A 16,688-nucleotide genomic window follows, 5' to 3' on the forward strand; every position below is an offset into this window, starting at 1 on the left:
ACTTCCTCTTATGACGTGCTTTCAATCAATACTTGATTAACTTCTTTAAATTGGTCAGTTATTTTCTTTGAAGGCTTTTCGCTCCAAAGACTAACAAGCCATATGCTGAGTGCACTAATTAAAAACCCAGGTAGCATTTCATACACTAAGCTACTGAGTGCTGCGCCACCGTCTAACACAGGCGCATAAATCCAAAACAATACTGTTGCTGCACCAGTGATAATTCCGGCCAGTGCACCACTATAAGTGACGCGTTCCCACAGTAGGCAGAACAAAATTAACGGACCAAATGCGGCACCAAACCCTGCCCATGCGTTACTGACAATGCCAAGAATATTGCTAGAAGGTTGTAATGCCATGACTGCCGCTATTAGTGCAACGACAAATACGCATCCTCTGCCCACATTCACTAAGTGTTTTTGCGACAGCGTTTTTTTACTGTAAACACGGTAAATGTCTTCGGTGAGTGAACTTGATGACACTAAAAGCTGTGATGATATTGTGCTCATTACCGCGGCTAAAATAGCGGCTAATAAGAAACCACTAATTAGTGGGTGAAATAAGACGTTCGAAAAGAAAATAAATATGGTTTCAGGATCTTTTAAATCAACATTATATTTATTCACATACGCCACCCCGGTTAGCCCTGTTGCTAGCGCACCCACAATGGTGACCGTCATCCAACTCATGCCAATACGTCTAGCTGTTTTGATATTCTTAACCGTATCAATTGCCATAAACCTAACAATAATGTGTGGCTGACCAAAGTAGCCTAGGCCCCAAGCTAAGCTGGATAATAATGATAATACGGTCAGGCTTTCAAGACTTTGACTGAACGAGGGGATCTCTTCTAGTGAGTAAGCCATCATGGTTTCTGTGCTTTCAAAATAAGTAAAAGCCACCACGGGCACCATAACTAGGGCGATGAACATAATGACGCCCTGCACAAAGTCGGTCAGACTTACCGCAAGAAAACCACCTAATAAGGTATAAGCTACCACCACAAACATGGTGATGAAAACGCCTAGCTGATAGTCGAGCCCGAATGCTGATTCAAATAGTTTGCCGCCGCCAACTAGGCCTGCAGAGGTATAAAGCGTAAAGAAGATAATGACGACAATCGCAGATACCAGCTTAATAATGCCATCTTTTTTGTGAAAACGTTGGCCAAAGAAATCTGGTAAGGTTAACGCATCATTAGCGACTTCGGTGTATACACGTAACTTAGGGGCGACTAACTTATAATTTGCCCAGGCACCTACAACTAAGCCCACAGCAACCCAGACGGTGCTAAAACCTGAGACAAAAATAGCGCCGGGTAAACCCATCAACATCCAGCCACTCATATCTGAGGCTCCGGCGGAGAGTGCGGTTACTTGAGGGCTGACTTTTCTGCCGCCCAACATGTAATCAGATAAGTTAGAAGTGGATTTTTTAGCGGCATAAATTCCGATGCCTAGCATTAACATAAAATATAACGTTAATGTGAAATAGGTATAATTCATTACTTTCCTGCGTTATTGTTTGAGTTCGACTTATATATTGTATACAAAGGGCTAAAAACATAAGTCGCAAGAATTAACCAGAAACAAAGGAGTTCCATTGAGTTTTTAGCGATTCTCTTAGGCTTTACTTTTGATTTGAAGATTTTTCTCATAAAATTATTGCGTTTCATATGATTCACCACGAATGATTAGAGTACGAACCATTATGATACGTTGTTAACGGGGAAGATCAACCCATGTTGGTAACTTTATGACAACTATTTCGTTTTAAAATAAACAAAATAGTCTGTTTATGAGTTATTCAGATTTTGATAGAATTGTAATTATTAGTGTTGAACAGACAGTTGGAGTGAATAAGTCCGATGAAAAAGTATGAAGAGTTACTGGTCTCTTTGCGGCAGGTAATCCGCGCGATTGATTTGTATTCAAAGAAGTTATGTAAAGAGACTGGCTTAACAAGCCCACAACTATTGGTCTTGCTGTCTATTGCGGAACATGACGGTGCTATGGTTAAAGAAGTGGCTAAAACCATTAACTTAAGCTCAGCAACCATTACCAGTATTGTCGATCGTTTAGAAAAGCGAGGGTTAGTGACGCGTACGCGTTCAACCACAGATAAGCGCAAGGTGGGGATCAGTTTAACTGATCAAGGCAAAGAGATAATTAAAGACTCTCCTAAGCCTTTGCAAGATCACTTCATTGCCCGCTTTGAGTCAATGCAAGAGTGGGAACAGTCGCAGATGTTGGCGACCATGCAAAGAATTTCAAGCATGATGGATGCAGAAAAGTTAGATGCATCACCTGTTTTAGAAGTTGGGCAAATATATCAGCATGAGCATTAGATCATTTAGTCGTAATCGTCCCATGTCGAGACTATTACGACTAAATTAGGCTTAAAAAGATTAACCCACTTTTAATTGTGAGCTGCTTTTTATCAGTTTACGGAGTAAATCCAGCAACGCCTTAGCTGATACCATACTGTTACATGTTCCACCTGCGGTATCTTTAGAGATTAAGTGTACCTCACCAATACTGCGATTATTTCTTCAGCAACCGCATTTGTTCCTTTGAGGCGCGGTCTAAATGCTGGCCACCACGCAGCGAGTTTTTAGCGCGATAGATCTAGAAGGGCTTGGTGCATCACCTGTGTTAGAACTAGGGCGACAGCATCATTAAGTATCCCTAGGCCGTTAAATTAGTTGGATATACCACCTGAATAAGAGGTGTTTTTGGCGCTAAATAACCCGTATTTGCATTATAAGAATCGAGATCGCTATGCATAAAACCGCAAGAACGCTTCATCAATGGTTGATGTTATTTTTAGGGCTTCAATTTGCGATATGGTCGGTCACGGGCGCTTATATGGTCTATATGGATATCGATTTTATCCACGGTGATGATTTGGTTACCAACCCGCAATCTAAAGTGCAGCCCGCCCAGATGAATTATTCACTGCAACAGCTCATTCAAGCTTATCCCCATATTGACAATATCAGTGTCGATACCTTGTTAGGTGAAACAGTTTATAGGCTGACCTTAGCGGATAGCGAGCCCACTAAAAAATTAGTTATTAGCGCTAATAGCGGCCAAGTGTTAACGCCGTTATCAGAGTCAGTGGCCGTATCAGTTGCGCAATACTTTTACACGGGTAAGGGCGATGTTGTCGAGGTGACGCTGATTACCGACAACCCTCCTTTTGAGTTAAGCCCGCGCCATTTACCCGCATGGCGAGTCAACTTTAATGATTTTGGTGCCCCTTCGCTTTATGTTTCGGCACAAACGGGCATCTTGGTGGGCAAGCGCCATGAGTTTTGGCGTTGGTTTGATTGGATGTTTAGGTTTCATATTATGGACTACAGCAGCGGTGAAGATATCGATAATATGCTGCTGTTTTGGGGCGCCTTGCTAGCCAGTGGTGGGGTACTGACTGGCATGGTGTTAGTGTATTTCAGGGTGTTCAAAGGCCAGTTTACACGCCGTAAAAAAAGCCGCGTTCAACGCGTGGGAGTTGCCTAATGCGTTGGATTAGAAAGTTGCACAAATGGGCGTCGGTCATTGTCGGGATTCAGTTTGTGCTGTGGTTAGCCAGTGGCCTGTATTTTAATTTGATGGATCACACCAAAGCGGCAGGGCTAACCTATTTTAGTCAGGATATTGTGCCCAATCAGCTCGATGCGACTCAGTTGATTGAGCCTAAAGCCGTACTTGAACAACATAGTGATAGCGTGGCGTTAGATACGGTATTTTTATTGGCTAAGCCCTATTATTTACTTAGCCATCAGCAAGGCTTGTATGCGCATTCTTATCATGAATACACCTTGGTCGATGCCTATAGCGGTGAGGTGGTCACTCTTGATGAAGAGCTGGTAACAAGGTTAGCGCAAGCGTCATATACAGGTGAGGGCAAGGTAGCCGAACTCAAATTACTCACCCCACCGATTAGCGATTTTCCAAAACAACAAAACCCCACATGGCAGGTCAACTTTACTGACGACATCGATACGCAAGTCTATGTTGAGGCGCAATCTGGGCGAATAGTCGGCCACAGTGATCAGCATAAAAAGTTAGCCGATATCTTTTTTATGCTGCATTTTATGGATTATTTTAATGAAGGTAGTTTTAATAATCTGCCTATGATGTTGATGGCCTTTTTCAGTTTATGGTTAACCGTTACCGGGTGTTGTTGGTGCATTGATTTACTTCGAAAAGGAAAATACCGCCGCAAGCGTGGTACTCGGTCAAAGCCCGCTGCGATAAAATTGTTATAGTTATTGCTAAATTAGGCATTTATCACACAATGACAACAATAAAAAAGTTATCATCAGCATGAATTTAGCGTTATGCTATTGCCCTTATCGACTAGTTTGTTAGCTGAGCTAACGACCAAAGTTGTTTTAGATTGAAAGCATTTTATAATTTACACGGTCAACTCTATTAGTTGATATTTTATGAGCCTATATTGAATAATCGCCATCGTAAGATGCTGCAAGATTTATTCAGTCCGGCATATTGGATTTTGAGTGCGATGCAAAAAACACTGAAAAACTACTGGTTAATGACTTTCACTTTGTTCGCACTTGTCGGACAAGGTTTGTTAGCTAATGGTAGTTCTATGGTGCCGATGGATCATCAACAATCCCATATGGTGAGTCAAACATTGAGTGATGGTTCAGATAATAATGTGCCTCTGACCTCAATGCAGCATGTCTCCGCTATGACAGATTGTCATGGCAATATGCAGCCTAATCAGAAATCGCAGCAAGCAGATAACAACAGCTGTTGTAATGGTGTAGGCGGTTGCAGTATCGATTGTAATCACTGCTTAACCATTACCTTTACCGCTGACTTAAGTGATATTCAGTTAGCTATTGCTAATGCTCCTGCTAATCCAGCCCCTATCGCAGTGGCTGTAAACAGTTTCTCTATCGACTTCCCGCCAGCTTTTAGACCTCCTATCGTCTAACGTAAACATCTTAGCTGCGCATTTATGGTATATCGCCCATGTTAGCAGCAAATTTTACTGTTTCTTTTTAAACGAGTTTTAACACATACGTGTGTTAAATCGTTCGAGGTCTATATGAAAATATCCCCCTGTAAAAGCGTATTTACGTTTGTTTTAATGCTAACCACAAGCTTGCTGATGTCATCAGTGACATTTGCTTCCGAGGATGAACATGCGGGGCATGATCATGCCGCACAGCCAATGGATGCTGTAAATAGCACTAACACTGCCGCTGACAAGGTTTTTAATCAACCACAGCCGGCACTACTACCGACTAAAAACAGCGCTAATGACGCGAACATCAAATATGTTTGTCCCATGCACCCGCATGTGGTGTCTGATGCTCCTGGTACCTGTCCAATTTGTGGCATGAATTTAGAAAAAGTCACCCTAGGTGAAGTGGGTGAGGAAGTGGTTGTTGGCGTTTCTGGAGGCATGCAGCAGGCGTTAGGCATGCGCAGTGAAACCGTTACCGAGGGCACCCTGTGGAAGCTAGTTAAAACCATAGGTACGGTAGAATACAATGAAAATATGATTGGCCATGTACATACCCGAGTGACCGGCTGGATAGAAACCCTTAAGGTGCATACGGTTGGCCAGCAAGTAAAAAAAGGCCAATTATTGTATGAGCTGTATTCACCTGAGCTGATAAATGCTCAAGATGATTACATGCAAGCCAGAGATTACCTTAAGCAGGATAAAAACCGTGGTGCGTTATTGTTGAAAAAAGCTCGCCTACGCCTTGAGTTATTAGGGGTGAGTTCGGCGTCGATTCAGCAATTAGAGCGCACCGGTGACACCCTGTATCGCGTGCCATTTTATGCCGAGCAAGATGGACTCATTAGCCGGCTTACAGTGCGTCATGGCATGTACGTGCAACCGGGCGATACCTTGTTTGAAATCGTTGATTTAAGCAGCGTGTGGGTGATTGCCGACGTATTTGAAAATGAACAAAGCTGGTTGCAACAAGGTCGGCCAGTTGAGGTGACGTCTGCGGCGCAAGGCCTGTTTGATATTGAATCCAGCATAGATTACATTTACCCAGAGTTAGACCCAGTGACACGGGCAATGCGGGTGAGAATTCGTTTAGATAACCCGAATCAGCAATTAAAACCAGGCACCTTAGTGGATGTAAAACTGTTTGGTGGTCCAAACCGGGGAGTATTAGCCATTCCAACCGAGGCGTTAATTCTTACCGGGCGTGAAAACCGTGTAGTGGTGCAACGCAGTGATAACCAATTTGCTTCTGTACCCGTTAAGGTTGGCATGATTGCCCAGGGTAAAGCTGAAATCACCGAAGGCTTAAAGGCGGGCGATAAAGTGATTGTGTCGGGGCAATTCTTGCTTGATTCAGAAGCCAGTATTCAAGGTAGTTTGCAGCGATTAAGTGGCAGCAATAGTGCTGCGCCTGATCCACACGCAAATCATTAATCGGAGCTCACTATGTTAGAAAAAATAATTAGTGCGTCGATTAAGCAGCGAGCCATGGTGTTGTTAATGACCGTGGTTATCGCATTAATTGGCTATCAAGCCATGCGGATGACGCCTTTAGACGCTTTACCTGATTTATCTGATGTGCAGGTGATTGTAAAAACCTCATATCCAGGCCAAACACCGCAGTTAGTTGAAGACCAAATTACCTACCCCTTGTCGACGGCGATGCTAGCCGTGCCTGGCGCGAAAACCGTGCGTGGCTTTTCGATGTTTGGCGATTCCTATGTGTACATTATTTTTGAAGATGGCACAGATATTTATTGGGCCAGATCACGGGTTTTAGAATATTTATCGCAAACCCAGGGGCAATTGCCCCCTAATGTCACCCCTTCATTAGGGCCTGATGCATCTGGCGTGGGCTGGGTGTTTCAATACGCCCTTGTTGACCGTAAAGGTAAGCATGATTTAGCTCAGCTTCGATCACTGCAGGACTGGTTTTTAAAATTAGAATTGCAAAGCGTTGAAGGTGTGTCAGAGATTGCCACCATTGGCGGCATGGAGCAGGCGTATCAAATTATTGTCGACCCGCACAAACTGGCGCTGTATCAAATTGACTTGATGACGGTCAGAAATGCGCTGGATAACTCGAACAGTTCTACCGGTGGCTCGGTAATTGAAATGGCCGAAGCTGAGTACATGATCAGCTCGTCGGGTTATCGCCAAACCTTAGAAGACTTTGCCGAAATCCCTTTAGGTATTGTGGCTGAGTCGGGCACGCCTGTATTGATGAAAGATGTGGCGCAACTGCGTACTGGCCCTGCGGCTCGAAGAGGTATTGCCGAGCTTGATGGTCAAGGCGAAGTCGTTGGTGGCATTGTGGTGATGCGTTACGGTGAAAATGCCCTAGCAACCATCAACAACGTTAAAACAAAATTAGCCGAAATTGAGAATGGTTTACCCGATGGTGTTGAGCTAGTGATTACCTATGATCGCTCGGAACTCATTTTAAACTCGGTTGATAACCTCAAGCGTAAAGTACTAGAAGAAATGCTGGTGGTTGGTTTTATCTGCCTTATTTTCTTACTGCATGCCCGTTCAACCTTAGTGGCGATCATTTCATTACCGATTTCAATTTTAGTCAGTTTTATTGTGATGAACATAATTGGTGTCAATGCCAATATTATGAGTTTAGGCGGGATTGCGATTGCGATTGGTGCTGTGGTGGACGCTGCTATTGTGATGGTAGAAAACCTCCATAAACACCTTGAGCATTACCGCGACCAACATGATGGCGAAACGCCAACGGGTGAAGCCCATTGGGAGTTAGTACGACAATCGTCGGTTGAAGTCGGGCCGGCACTGTTTTTTAGCTTATTGATTATTACTTTAAGCTTTGTGCCTGTGTTCGCGCTTGAAGCTCAAGAAGGGCGATTGTTTCATCCGTTAGCCTTTACTAAAACCTTTGCTATGGCGGCATCGGCTATTTTGGCCATTACCTTAATTCCGGTATTAATGGGTTATCTTGTACGCGGCAAAATTCCTGCAGAAAAGAAAAACCCGCTAAGTCGCCTGTTAATTGCTATGTATGAACCGCTGTTACGCGTGGTACTGCGCTTTCCTAAAATGACCATATTAGTCGCTATTATGGCGCTTGGCAGTGCGATATACCCTATGACTAAAATGGGCAGCGAGTTTATGCCGTCACTCGAAGAAGGCGATTTATTGTATATGCCTACCACCTTACCGAGTGTCAGTTCAGGCAAGGCGGCGGAAATATTGCAGCAAACCGATCGCCTGATTAAAACCATTCCTGAAGTGAAAAGGGTATTTGGTAAAGTTGGCCGCGCTATTACAGCGACCGATCCCGCACCGCTAACCATGCTTGAAACCACAATTATGTTGAATCCACGTGATACCTGGCGTGAAGGTATGACACTGGAAGGCATTATTAGTGAACTGCAAAAAACCGTAAAAGTGCCCGGTATTACCAATGCGTGGGTGCAGCCGATTAAAACCCGTATTGATATGTTATCCACTGGAGTAAGAACCCCCGTGGGAATAAAAATATCCGGGGCAGACATTAATGAGCTACAACGAATAGGCACCGAAATTGAAGCTGTAGTGAGCAAGTTGCCAGGTACCACTTCTGCTTTTGCGCAGCGCACCAGTGGTGGCCGTTATATTGATATCGAACCCGATCTTAAAAATGCAGCCCGTTACGGTATGACCTTAAAAGATATTCAAGATGTGGTGCAAATGGCCATTGGGGGCATGCAAGTTGGCCAGTCGATACAAGGGCAAGAGCGTTATCCTATTATCATTCGCTACCCACGTGAGCTACGTGACAACATAGAAAAACTCAAAGACTTACCAGTACTTACCAAAACGGGTAAATATGTGCCTTTGGGTAATTTAGCCAGCATTACCATTAGTGATGGCGCGCCTATGTTAGCCAGTGAAAATGGCCGGTTAATCAGTTGGGTGTTTGTTGATTTACAAGACATCTCCATTGGCGAATACATCAAAATGGCACGTACTGCGTTGGATGAACAAATCACTCTGCCGCCTCGTTACAGTTACAGCTTTGCTGGCCAATATGAGTACATGCAGCGGGTTGAGGCTAAAATGAAGTTAGTTATTCCACTGATGTTAATGGTGATTTTCATCTTGTTGATGATGACATTTAGCTCATTTATTCAAGCGTCGGTGATCATGTTAAGTCTACCATTCTCATTGGTGGGCAGTGCGTGGCTATTGTACTTGCTCGACTTTAACTTCTCGGTTGCTGTGTCAGTCGGCATGATAGCCCTGGCAGGTGTTGCCGCTGAGTTTGGGGTAGTGATGCAGGTGTATTTGAATAACAGTATTAAAGATCGCCAAGCCGCAGGGCAATACAATCATCGCTCTGACTTAACCGAAGCGTTAATTCATGGTGCGGTAATGCGTATTCGCCCTAAAGCTATGACGGTAGCCACTATCTTCTTTGGGTTGTTACCGATTATGTGGGGCAGTGGTACAGGTAATGAAGTGATGCAGAAAATCGCCGCGCCTATGGTAGGTGGTATGGTGACCGCACCGCTGTTGTCTTTGTTTGTTATTCCAGCGATCTATTTACTGATATATGGCCGCAAAATGGCCAAATAGTTCAGTCGCTTGGTATTTTTTTGATTTAATGCCCTCAGTAATTTGAGGGCATTTTTATATGTGCTACTCGCATAAAGCCAAGCTATAACCCGATGGCTTTATAAATGTTGTAATTCAATTCTTCCTCGAACACTAAAATCAGGTGCATTTCTAAGCTGTTTTTGTCAAACTATGAACCATAAAATAGATAAAAACATCAATATAATAATGACAACAAGGACTCCTCATGAAAGCTTTTACACTGGTTTTGACCAGTTTAGCCTTAGCTGTTGCGGGCATGGTGCATGGCGCCGAGATCGACCTTAACCATATTCAGCGCCTAGGCCCCGTTAACCAAAAAAGTGCGGCGCCGTTATCGAAAAGTGCTCATGCCGATGCGTTACGTGCCAACCTTGTTGCAAAGTTAACCCAACCCGATGCCACTAAGCCTATTTTAGTTTTCAATCAGCCATTAACCTGGCAGTCAGCGGTAGAAAAAGCGGAAGGCGAGGGCTGGTTAGCTTACCAACTCCCACTATCAACCCAGCGATTTACCCAGGGTACACTAAAGATAACAGGGCTTGAAAACCCACAAGTGTATTTAAACGGGCAGCTCGTAAAATCCGCAGATGAAGTGCCGCTGGTGTTAGCCAATGGTGATTATCAGCTCATTGTGTTAGCTGATGGACAGCAAGCCGATGTGCCTTTCAGTTTAGATTGGCAGGGTAACAGTGAGGTTGATGTACTGAGTTTTGTAAAGCAGGACACCCAGCGCGTGTCTGCTCAGCAGTTGTTTGATGCCAAAACGATTAGCAGTATGCAGCTATCGCCTAATGGTAAATACCTACTGCAATCAACGGTTGAGTATTCCCCTAGTGAGGGAGACAAAGCTATTTCGGTTACCGAGCTACGTGATGTTGCTAGCAACCAAGTGCTTTATCGTTGGCAAGACAGCTCGCCGCAAAGCAGCGCATTTTCATCAGATAGCAAACAGTTAGCTTATGTGGCTGGGCAGCAAATTGTGCTGTTAGATATCGCCGATTTATCTCTAAAAATAATAGCGGATAAAATTGAAGATGTCTCTGGTTTACAGTGGTATGGCGATACCTTGTTATTTAGCTGGCAAAAAACCTTTAAAGCCGACGAAAAAGCCACCTCAAAGCGCTATCAAGCACTGGAAGACCGCTGGAGTTATTGGCGTAATAACAGCCAGATTTACCAGTTAGATGTGGTATCTGGCGCAATGAGACAACTTACTGAATCTAAGCAAAGCAGCGACTTGTTAGACAGTGATGTCAGCTTAGGTAAGCTGTTATTGACCCGCTCAGTGGTTGACTATGCCCAACCTGCCCATGGCCTGACGCAATTATTTGAGTTGGATATTGCTAGCTTAACGGAAGTTTTAATTGGCGAATACCGCACCTTTGGCAGTGCTTTGTACGGCGAAAATGGCATGTTTATTTTGGCCGGTCCTAATTTTATGGATGGCCTAGGTAAGCAAGATCCCGCTATGGAAGTTAATGACTATGACGGTCAATTATATTGGCGTGAAACTAAAAACGAACAAATCACAGCCCTAAGCAAAGAGTTTGATCCTGCTATTACTAGCATGACAGCGGTTGCGGGTAGAGACTTGATTTTATCCGTGATAGAGGGTGATTTTGCCCCATTGTATTTCTTTGATAAAAGCCAAAATAAGTTCAGTAAAATCGATACGGGCGTTGAAATGGTCAACAGCTTTGGTATTGCTACCGACCAAGCTTTACCTACCATTGTTTATGCCGGAACATCGGCAACTGTGCCGCAACAAGCATACGTGATGAATATAAAGTCAAACCGCAAAGTGATGCTGTTTGATAGCAAAGTGATCAGTTATGCCACCACACGTTTAGGCCAAATTGAAGATTTTGACTTTACCAATAAACAAGGTCAATTGATTGATGGGCGAGTGTACTTACCGATCGATTATGATGCCACTAAAAAGTATCCGGCATTGGTTTATTACTACGGCGGCACCTCACCTGTAGGTCGTCACTTTACTGGACGCTGGCCATTTAATTTATGGGCGGCACAAGGCTATGTGGTGTATGTATTACAGCCTAATGGCACAACGGGTTATGGGCAAGCATTCAGTGGCCGTCATGTTAATGCCTGGGGTAAACACAGTGCGGACGACATAATTGAGGGAACTCAAGCGTTCTTGCAGGCTTATACTGCGGTTGATCCTAAAAAAGTGGGTAATATGGGTGCGTCCTATGGCGGCTTTATGACCATGTATTTAGCTACCCAAACGGATATTTTTGCCGCGTCTATGTCTCACGCTGGGATCAGTAACCTATCTTCATACTGGGGACATGGCTGGTGGGGTTATGGTTACTCTGGTGTGGCGAGTCGAGGTAGTTTCCCATGGAATAACCGTGAGTTATACGTAGACCAAAGCCCGCTGTATAATGCAGATAAAATTACCACGCCGCTATTACTGATCCATGGTGATGCCGATACCAACGTCCCTGTTGGCGAAAGTCATTACATGTATACTGCGCTTAAGTTATTAAATAAAGACGTAGAATTAGTCGAATTTGCCGGTCAAGACCACCATATTAATGCGCGTAATATACGTTTTGATTGGTGGGACACCACAATGGCATGGTTTGACTTACAGCTTAAAGGTGAACCAGAGTGGTGGAACACCCTTTATCCTGAAACCAAAAAATAGTCTGACTAAATAACCTCACCGTCACTTTTAACTCGAGTTAAGGTGAAATAAATTAGCCTCGCAATGCGAGGCTTTTTTTTGTTATTCAACAGTGAGCTGTTTGTCGCCCATTGATTAAACATCATTGCGTTAGACCAATATGATGCCGGTATATTTCAGTGATGGTGTCCCGCAACCATTTATGCGCAGGATTATTACGCTGTCGTCTATGCCAAATTAACGATAATTGTACCGGTTTAATGTTAACCGGCATGTCAATAATTTGAATATTAAAAGCCTGCTGGTATTTATGGGCTAATGATTTGCTACAGGCGCCAATACAATCACTTTGAGCGACCAAAGAAATTAACGAGAGTAACGAGTTGCACTCAGCCACCACTTTTCGGGTAGACAGATTATTCTCCGCATAAAAATCAACAATCGAGGTATTTGCGCGGGTGAGATTGAGCTTAATGTGTTGCTCAGAAAAAAATTGCTCAGCACTAACACTACCATTAATGCGCGGATGATTATGGCGGCAAATCAATACAATTTCATCCGTGGCTAGGGGTTGGTAAATTAAGGTGTTATCGCGGCTATCGGTAATATCAATGGCGAGATCGGCTTGTTGGGAAAATAGTGCCTCATTGATTTGTGTTTCATTGGTATTTTGATCTTTAAAGGTGATTAACGGATTGCCTAGCTTTTGTAAATGCAAAGTATGCGGTAGCAATTGATCTGTGATGGATTCGAAGGCTAGAACAGTGAATTGCTGACGAGAACTTTTGCTATCAAATACCTTAGTATCTTCAACTAACCCTTCTAACACTTCAAGTGAAGGCAGTAGTTGCTCCATCAGTTGATGTGCGTATAGGGTGGCGATAATACCGCGCCCATTACGAATAAATAAGTCTTGGCCGCATAACTGTGATAACCGTTTAATCGAGCCACTGACCGCCGCTTGAGTCACGCCAAGCTGTTCAGCCGCAAGGGTGATCGACTGGTGATGGTATACCTGCGAAAACACTCTATAGAGATTCAAATCAATCTTGTTTGACATAAGTTTTCACCATGGCTGCGGGAGTTAATTCATAAGTATAACTTAATAATCAACCATAGTTACCTTTGTTTATCTAAATTGTTAACAGTTTATGATGAACGCAATTAAGTCAGCGAGCGCTTTGATTATTCGCTTGGCATCAAGTAGCAACCTCAATATGGATGATTAATTATGAACAAGTCAGTTATTGCTTCAATCGTTATTTCAAGCTTGTCTTTTAGCTATTCAGCTGTGGCACATGACCACGCTGCTGGCCAGGATGAACATGCATTAACAACCTCATTTATGTATCAAGGTAAGCCCGCAACTCAGGCGACCAAAGCATACAATACTGAGTTTGCTAAGGGGTTAAAGTTTGACGATACTAAATCGTTTCAAGAAGGCCGTGCCAACTTGATTGCCCCGCTTGATGCAGCAACCGCGGCACTATTAGCCGATGCCTATGAATTTATCGGTGATAAAACACCAGATACTATTAATCCATCGCTTTATCGTCAGGCGCAGATGAATAATGAAGCCTATGGCTTGTATCAGGTGAACGATAACATTTTCCAAATTCGTGGTACTGACTTAGCCAACATGAGCTTAGTGCGTACCGATAATGGTTGGATTGTATTTGACCCGCTAACCACACGCGAATCAGCCAAAGCCTCGTTAGCCTTCGCCCTTAAAAACTTGCCTTTTGGTAATAATGATCCTGTTGTCGCTATGGTTTATTCGCACTCACATGCGGATCACTTTGGGGGTTCTCGTGGAATACAAGATATGTTTCCTAACGTAAAAGTGTACGGTTCAGCCAATATCACCAAAGAGATGGTTGATGAAAACGTACTAGCGGGTAATGCCATGTCTCGCCGCACGTCTTATCAATACGGTGCGACTATGGTGCCATCAGAAACTACTATTGTTGATGCCGCCTTATCAAACGGTATTGCTAAAGGCGAGATCACCTATGTGCTGCCACACCACGAAACAAACTTAAAGGGTAAATTCGAAACGGTAGTGATTGACGGCTTAGAAGTGGTGTTTATGGATGCATCAGGCACTGAAGCCGTATCAGAAGCCGTCGCTTATATCCCCAGCATGAAGACCATTTGGGCAGCGGAAGTGACCTACAAAGGCATGCACAATGTGTATACCTTACGCGGCGCTAAAGTACGTGATGCGCTTAAGTGGTCGAAAGAAATCAATAACATGATCCAAGAATGGGGAGGTGAAGCAGAGTTTTTATTCTCGGCGCACAGCTCACCAGTGTGGAGCAACAATGATATTAATGATTTCTTAAAACTTCAGCGTGATAACTATGGTTTTGTTCATAACCAGTCTTTACGTTTGGCTAATAATGGCGTGGTATTGCAAGATATTGGTTGGGAAATCCAAAAAGTATTACCGCAATCAATTAAAGATGCATGGCACACCAATGGTTACCACGGGACTTACTCGCACAATGCACGCGCCGTATATAACATGTACCTGGGTTACTTTGACATGAACCCTGCTAACCTAAATCCATTACCAACAAAAGCGGAAGCGGCTAAGTTTGTTGAATACATGGGAGGTGAAAAAGCCGTGCTGAAACATGCTAAAGCCGATTTTGCCAAGGGTGAATATAACTTTGTGGCAACAGCATTAAACAAAGTGGTTGTTAGTAACCCAAGTAACAACGATGCCCGTTTGCTACTGGCTGATACTTATGAACAGTTAGGTTATCAATCGGAAGGCGCAGGTTGGAGAAACGTGTACCTTTCAGGGGCACAGGAGCTGCGTATTGGTCGTCAAGCGGGTGCGCTTAAATCAGCATCAGCAGATATTATTGCTGAAATGCCAGTCGGGTCGTTACTGGATTACTTAGCGATTAAAGTGGATTCAATTAAAGCGCAAGAATATGCCTTTGAAGTTAACTTAGTCCTTCCAGATACCAAAGAAATCTACGTGGTTGAGCTTTCGAACGGTAACTTAAGCAACGCTAAAATTGATAAAGTAAAAGACACAGCAACAGCGACTTTGACTATTAATCAATCTGACATCGTTAAGCTGAACCTTAAGCAAACAACGGTTAAAGACTTGCTTGCAAGTAAAGCGGCTAACATTAAAGGTGATGCGTCTTTCTTAGAAACCTTAGCTAAAGTGATGACAGAATTTGACTCGGCATTCGAGATTGTGCCACTACCGTCAGATAAAGTGATTGAAGCTAATCGCGCTATCTACATGCAAGATGTCGCCAAGCCAGTACACAATGACCGTCACCATGGTCATGATAATAAGTAAATACTGATTAACTTACTCTGCAATAAAAACCGCTCATTGAGCGGTTTTTTTATGGGGTTTAGTTTGGTCCTGTAGCTTGCCATTGCTGACAAAAAGCCATAAAGCTTTTAAGCAGTGGGTTTTGATATTTGTCTTTATGGATTAAAAACCAAAAGCGGCGTGGCATGCCAATAGGCGGAGTCAGTTGACTAACTCGACCACTTTTTATGGCATATTGTGCCGCCAACGTGGATAAACAGCCTAATCCCAGCCCTGCTGAAACACTGCTAATCAATGCCTCAGTGGTGTTGATCTCGAAGGCGAGCTGCCAATGGTTAAGTTTCGGTGCCAGAGTATTAATAAAAACCTCGCGTGAGCCTGAGCCGGGCTCCCTTAACACCCAATCGCTATGTTCTAAGTCCGTTATTGTCAGCGTTTTTTGCTTAGCTAGTGGGTGATCGATGGCGCTAATAATGCACATTTCATCGTGACTGAAAGGGATTGAAATCAAATCTGGATGATGGGTTTGACTTTCGATAAGGGCAATGTCTAGCTCAAAATCAACTAACTTTTGGCAAATAGTGGCAGAGTTTGAAATAAATAAGCTTTGCGATAAATGCTGATGTTGTTGCCTAAATTGGCTAAGTAAATACGGGCTAATATGATTGCCTATGGTATCGCTACTGCCCAGCCTGAGCTTGCCGTACAAGGCTGGATTATCGCTAAAAAGATGCGTGATCTGCAGGGCGCGAATAAGTAATTCATCTGCCAAGGGTAAAAGCTGCTGCCCTTCTTGATTAAGAATAAGCCGATTGTTTACCCGATCAAATAATGGATGAGACAGTTGTTTTTCAAGTTCTGCCAACGCCATGCTAATAGCGGCTTTAGACAAGCAAAGTTGTTCTGCTGCAGCCGTTAAAGTTTTGTGTTGCGTAATAGCATGAAATACATTGAGCTGCTTCAAAGATATGTGCATGGCCATAGTGATACCATCCTCGCGTTTATCGTTATCATCAACGCCGCCATTGATGAACCTAGTGTTAATTCGTTTTTATACTCAAGTATATCGTTCAGTATTTCTTAACGCACGTCATTAATAATTGGATATGTATAAACAATTAG

At 43.5% G+C, this 16,688-nt stretch carries 11 protein-coding genes; 8 read left to right on the top strand and 3 right to left on the bottom strand.

The features are described from left to right. Positions 1-8: 8 nt before the first annotated feature. Positions 9-1,505 (bottom strand): sodium/proline symporter PutP, encoded by a 1,497-nt coding sequence (putP, locus tag ACRWQM_RS00735; protein ID WP_434930929.1) that lies wholly within the window; start codon positions 1,503-1,505, stop codon positions 9-11. A 362-nt stretch (positions 1,506-1,867) separates the two neighbouring features. Here putP and ACRWQM_RS00740 point away from each other — a divergent pair, with 362 nt between their 5' ends. From ACRWQM_RS00740 to ACRWQM_RS00770, 7 genes are all read left to right on the top strand, one after another. Next, the gene (locus ACRWQM_RS00740) at positions 1,868-2,347 is read left to right on the top strand and encodes a MarR family winged helix-turn-helix transcriptional regulator (protein WP_434927525.1); all 480 of its coding nucleotides are present in this window, start codon (positions 1,868-1,870) and stop codon (positions 2,345-2,347) included. Between the two features lie 433 nt (positions 2,348-2,780). After that, on the top strand, positions 2,781-3,521 hold the full coding sequence (locus tag ACRWQM_RS00745) for a PepSY domain-containing protein (RefSeq protein ID WP_434930930.1): 741 nt from the start codon (positions 2,781-2,783) through the stop codon (positions 3,519-3,521). Beyond that, entirely contained in the window at positions 3,521-4,273 is a 753-nt protein-coding gene (locus ACRWQM_RS00750) for a PepSY domain-containing protein (RefSeq protein ID WP_434930931.1), read from the top strand. The genes ACRWQM_RS00745 and ACRWQM_RS00750 overlap by 1 nt, the downstream gene beginning before the upstream one ends. A 191-nt stretch (positions 4,274-4,464) precedes the next feature. Further along, the gene (locus tag ACRWQM_RS00755) at positions 4,465-4,968 is read left to right on the top strand and encodes a hypothetical protein (protein WP_434927518.1); all 504 of its coding nucleotides are present in this window, start codon (positions 4,465-4,467) and stop codon (positions 4,966-4,968) included. Between the two features lie 156 nt (positions 4,969-5,124). Further along, the gene (locus tag ACRWQM_RS00760) at positions 5,125-6,438 is read left to right on the top strand and encodes an efflux RND transporter periplasmic adaptor subunit (RefSeq protein WP_434930932.1); all 1,314 of its coding nucleotides are present in this window, start codon (positions 5,125-5,127) and stop codon (positions 6,436-6,438) included. A 12-nt stretch (positions 6,439-6,450) separates the two neighbouring features. Further along, positions 6,451-9,585 (top strand): efflux RND transporter permease subunit, encoded by a 3,135-nt coding sequence (locus tag ACRWQM_RS00765; RefSeq protein WP_434930933.1) that lies wholly within the window; start codon positions 6,451-6,453, stop codon positions 9,583-9,585. A gap of 226 nt (positions 9,586-9,811) precedes the next feature. Continuing rightward, positions 9,812-12,280 (top strand): alpha/beta hydrolase family protein, encoded by a 2,469-nt coding sequence (locus ACRWQM_RS00770; RefSeq protein ID WP_434930934.1) that lies wholly within the window; start codon positions 9,812-9,814, stop codon positions 12,278-12,280. A gap of 121 nt (positions 12,281-12,401) precedes the next feature. Here the strand turns inward: ACRWQM_RS00770 and ACRWQM_RS00775 are convergent, their stop codons facing one another. Further along, positions 12,402-13,319, bottom strand: a complete 918-nt coding sequence (locus ACRWQM_RS00775) for a LysR family transcriptional regulator (protein WP_434930935.1) — start codon at positions 13,317-13,319, stop codon at positions 12,402-12,404. 171 nt (positions 13,320-13,490) lie between these two features. Between ACRWQM_RS00775 and ACRWQM_RS00780 the strand changes: the two genes are divergently transcribed. Continuing rightward, on the top strand, positions 13,491-15,587 hold the full coding sequence (locus tag ACRWQM_RS00780; RefSeq protein WP_434930936.1) for an alkyl/aryl-sulfatase: 2,097 nt from the start codon (positions 13,491-13,493) through the stop codon (positions 15,585-15,587). Between the two features lie 58 nt (positions 15,588-15,645). On the opposite strand, the gene ACRWQM_RS00785 is transcribed toward ACRWQM_RS00780, so the two are convergent. Then, on the bottom strand, positions 15,646-16,542 hold the full coding sequence (locus tag ACRWQM_RS00785) for a LysR substrate-binding domain-containing protein (protein ID WP_434931946.1): 897 nt from the start codon (positions 16,540-16,542) through the stop codon (positions 15,646-15,648). Positions 16,543-16,688: the final 146 nt, after the last annotated feature.

Origin of the sequence: Shewanella sp. HL-SH5, assembly GCF_051163755.1 — a bacterium.
Lineage (GTDB): Bacteria > Pseudomonadota > Gammaproteobacteria > Enterobacterales > Shewanellaceae > Shewanella > Shewanella glacialimarina.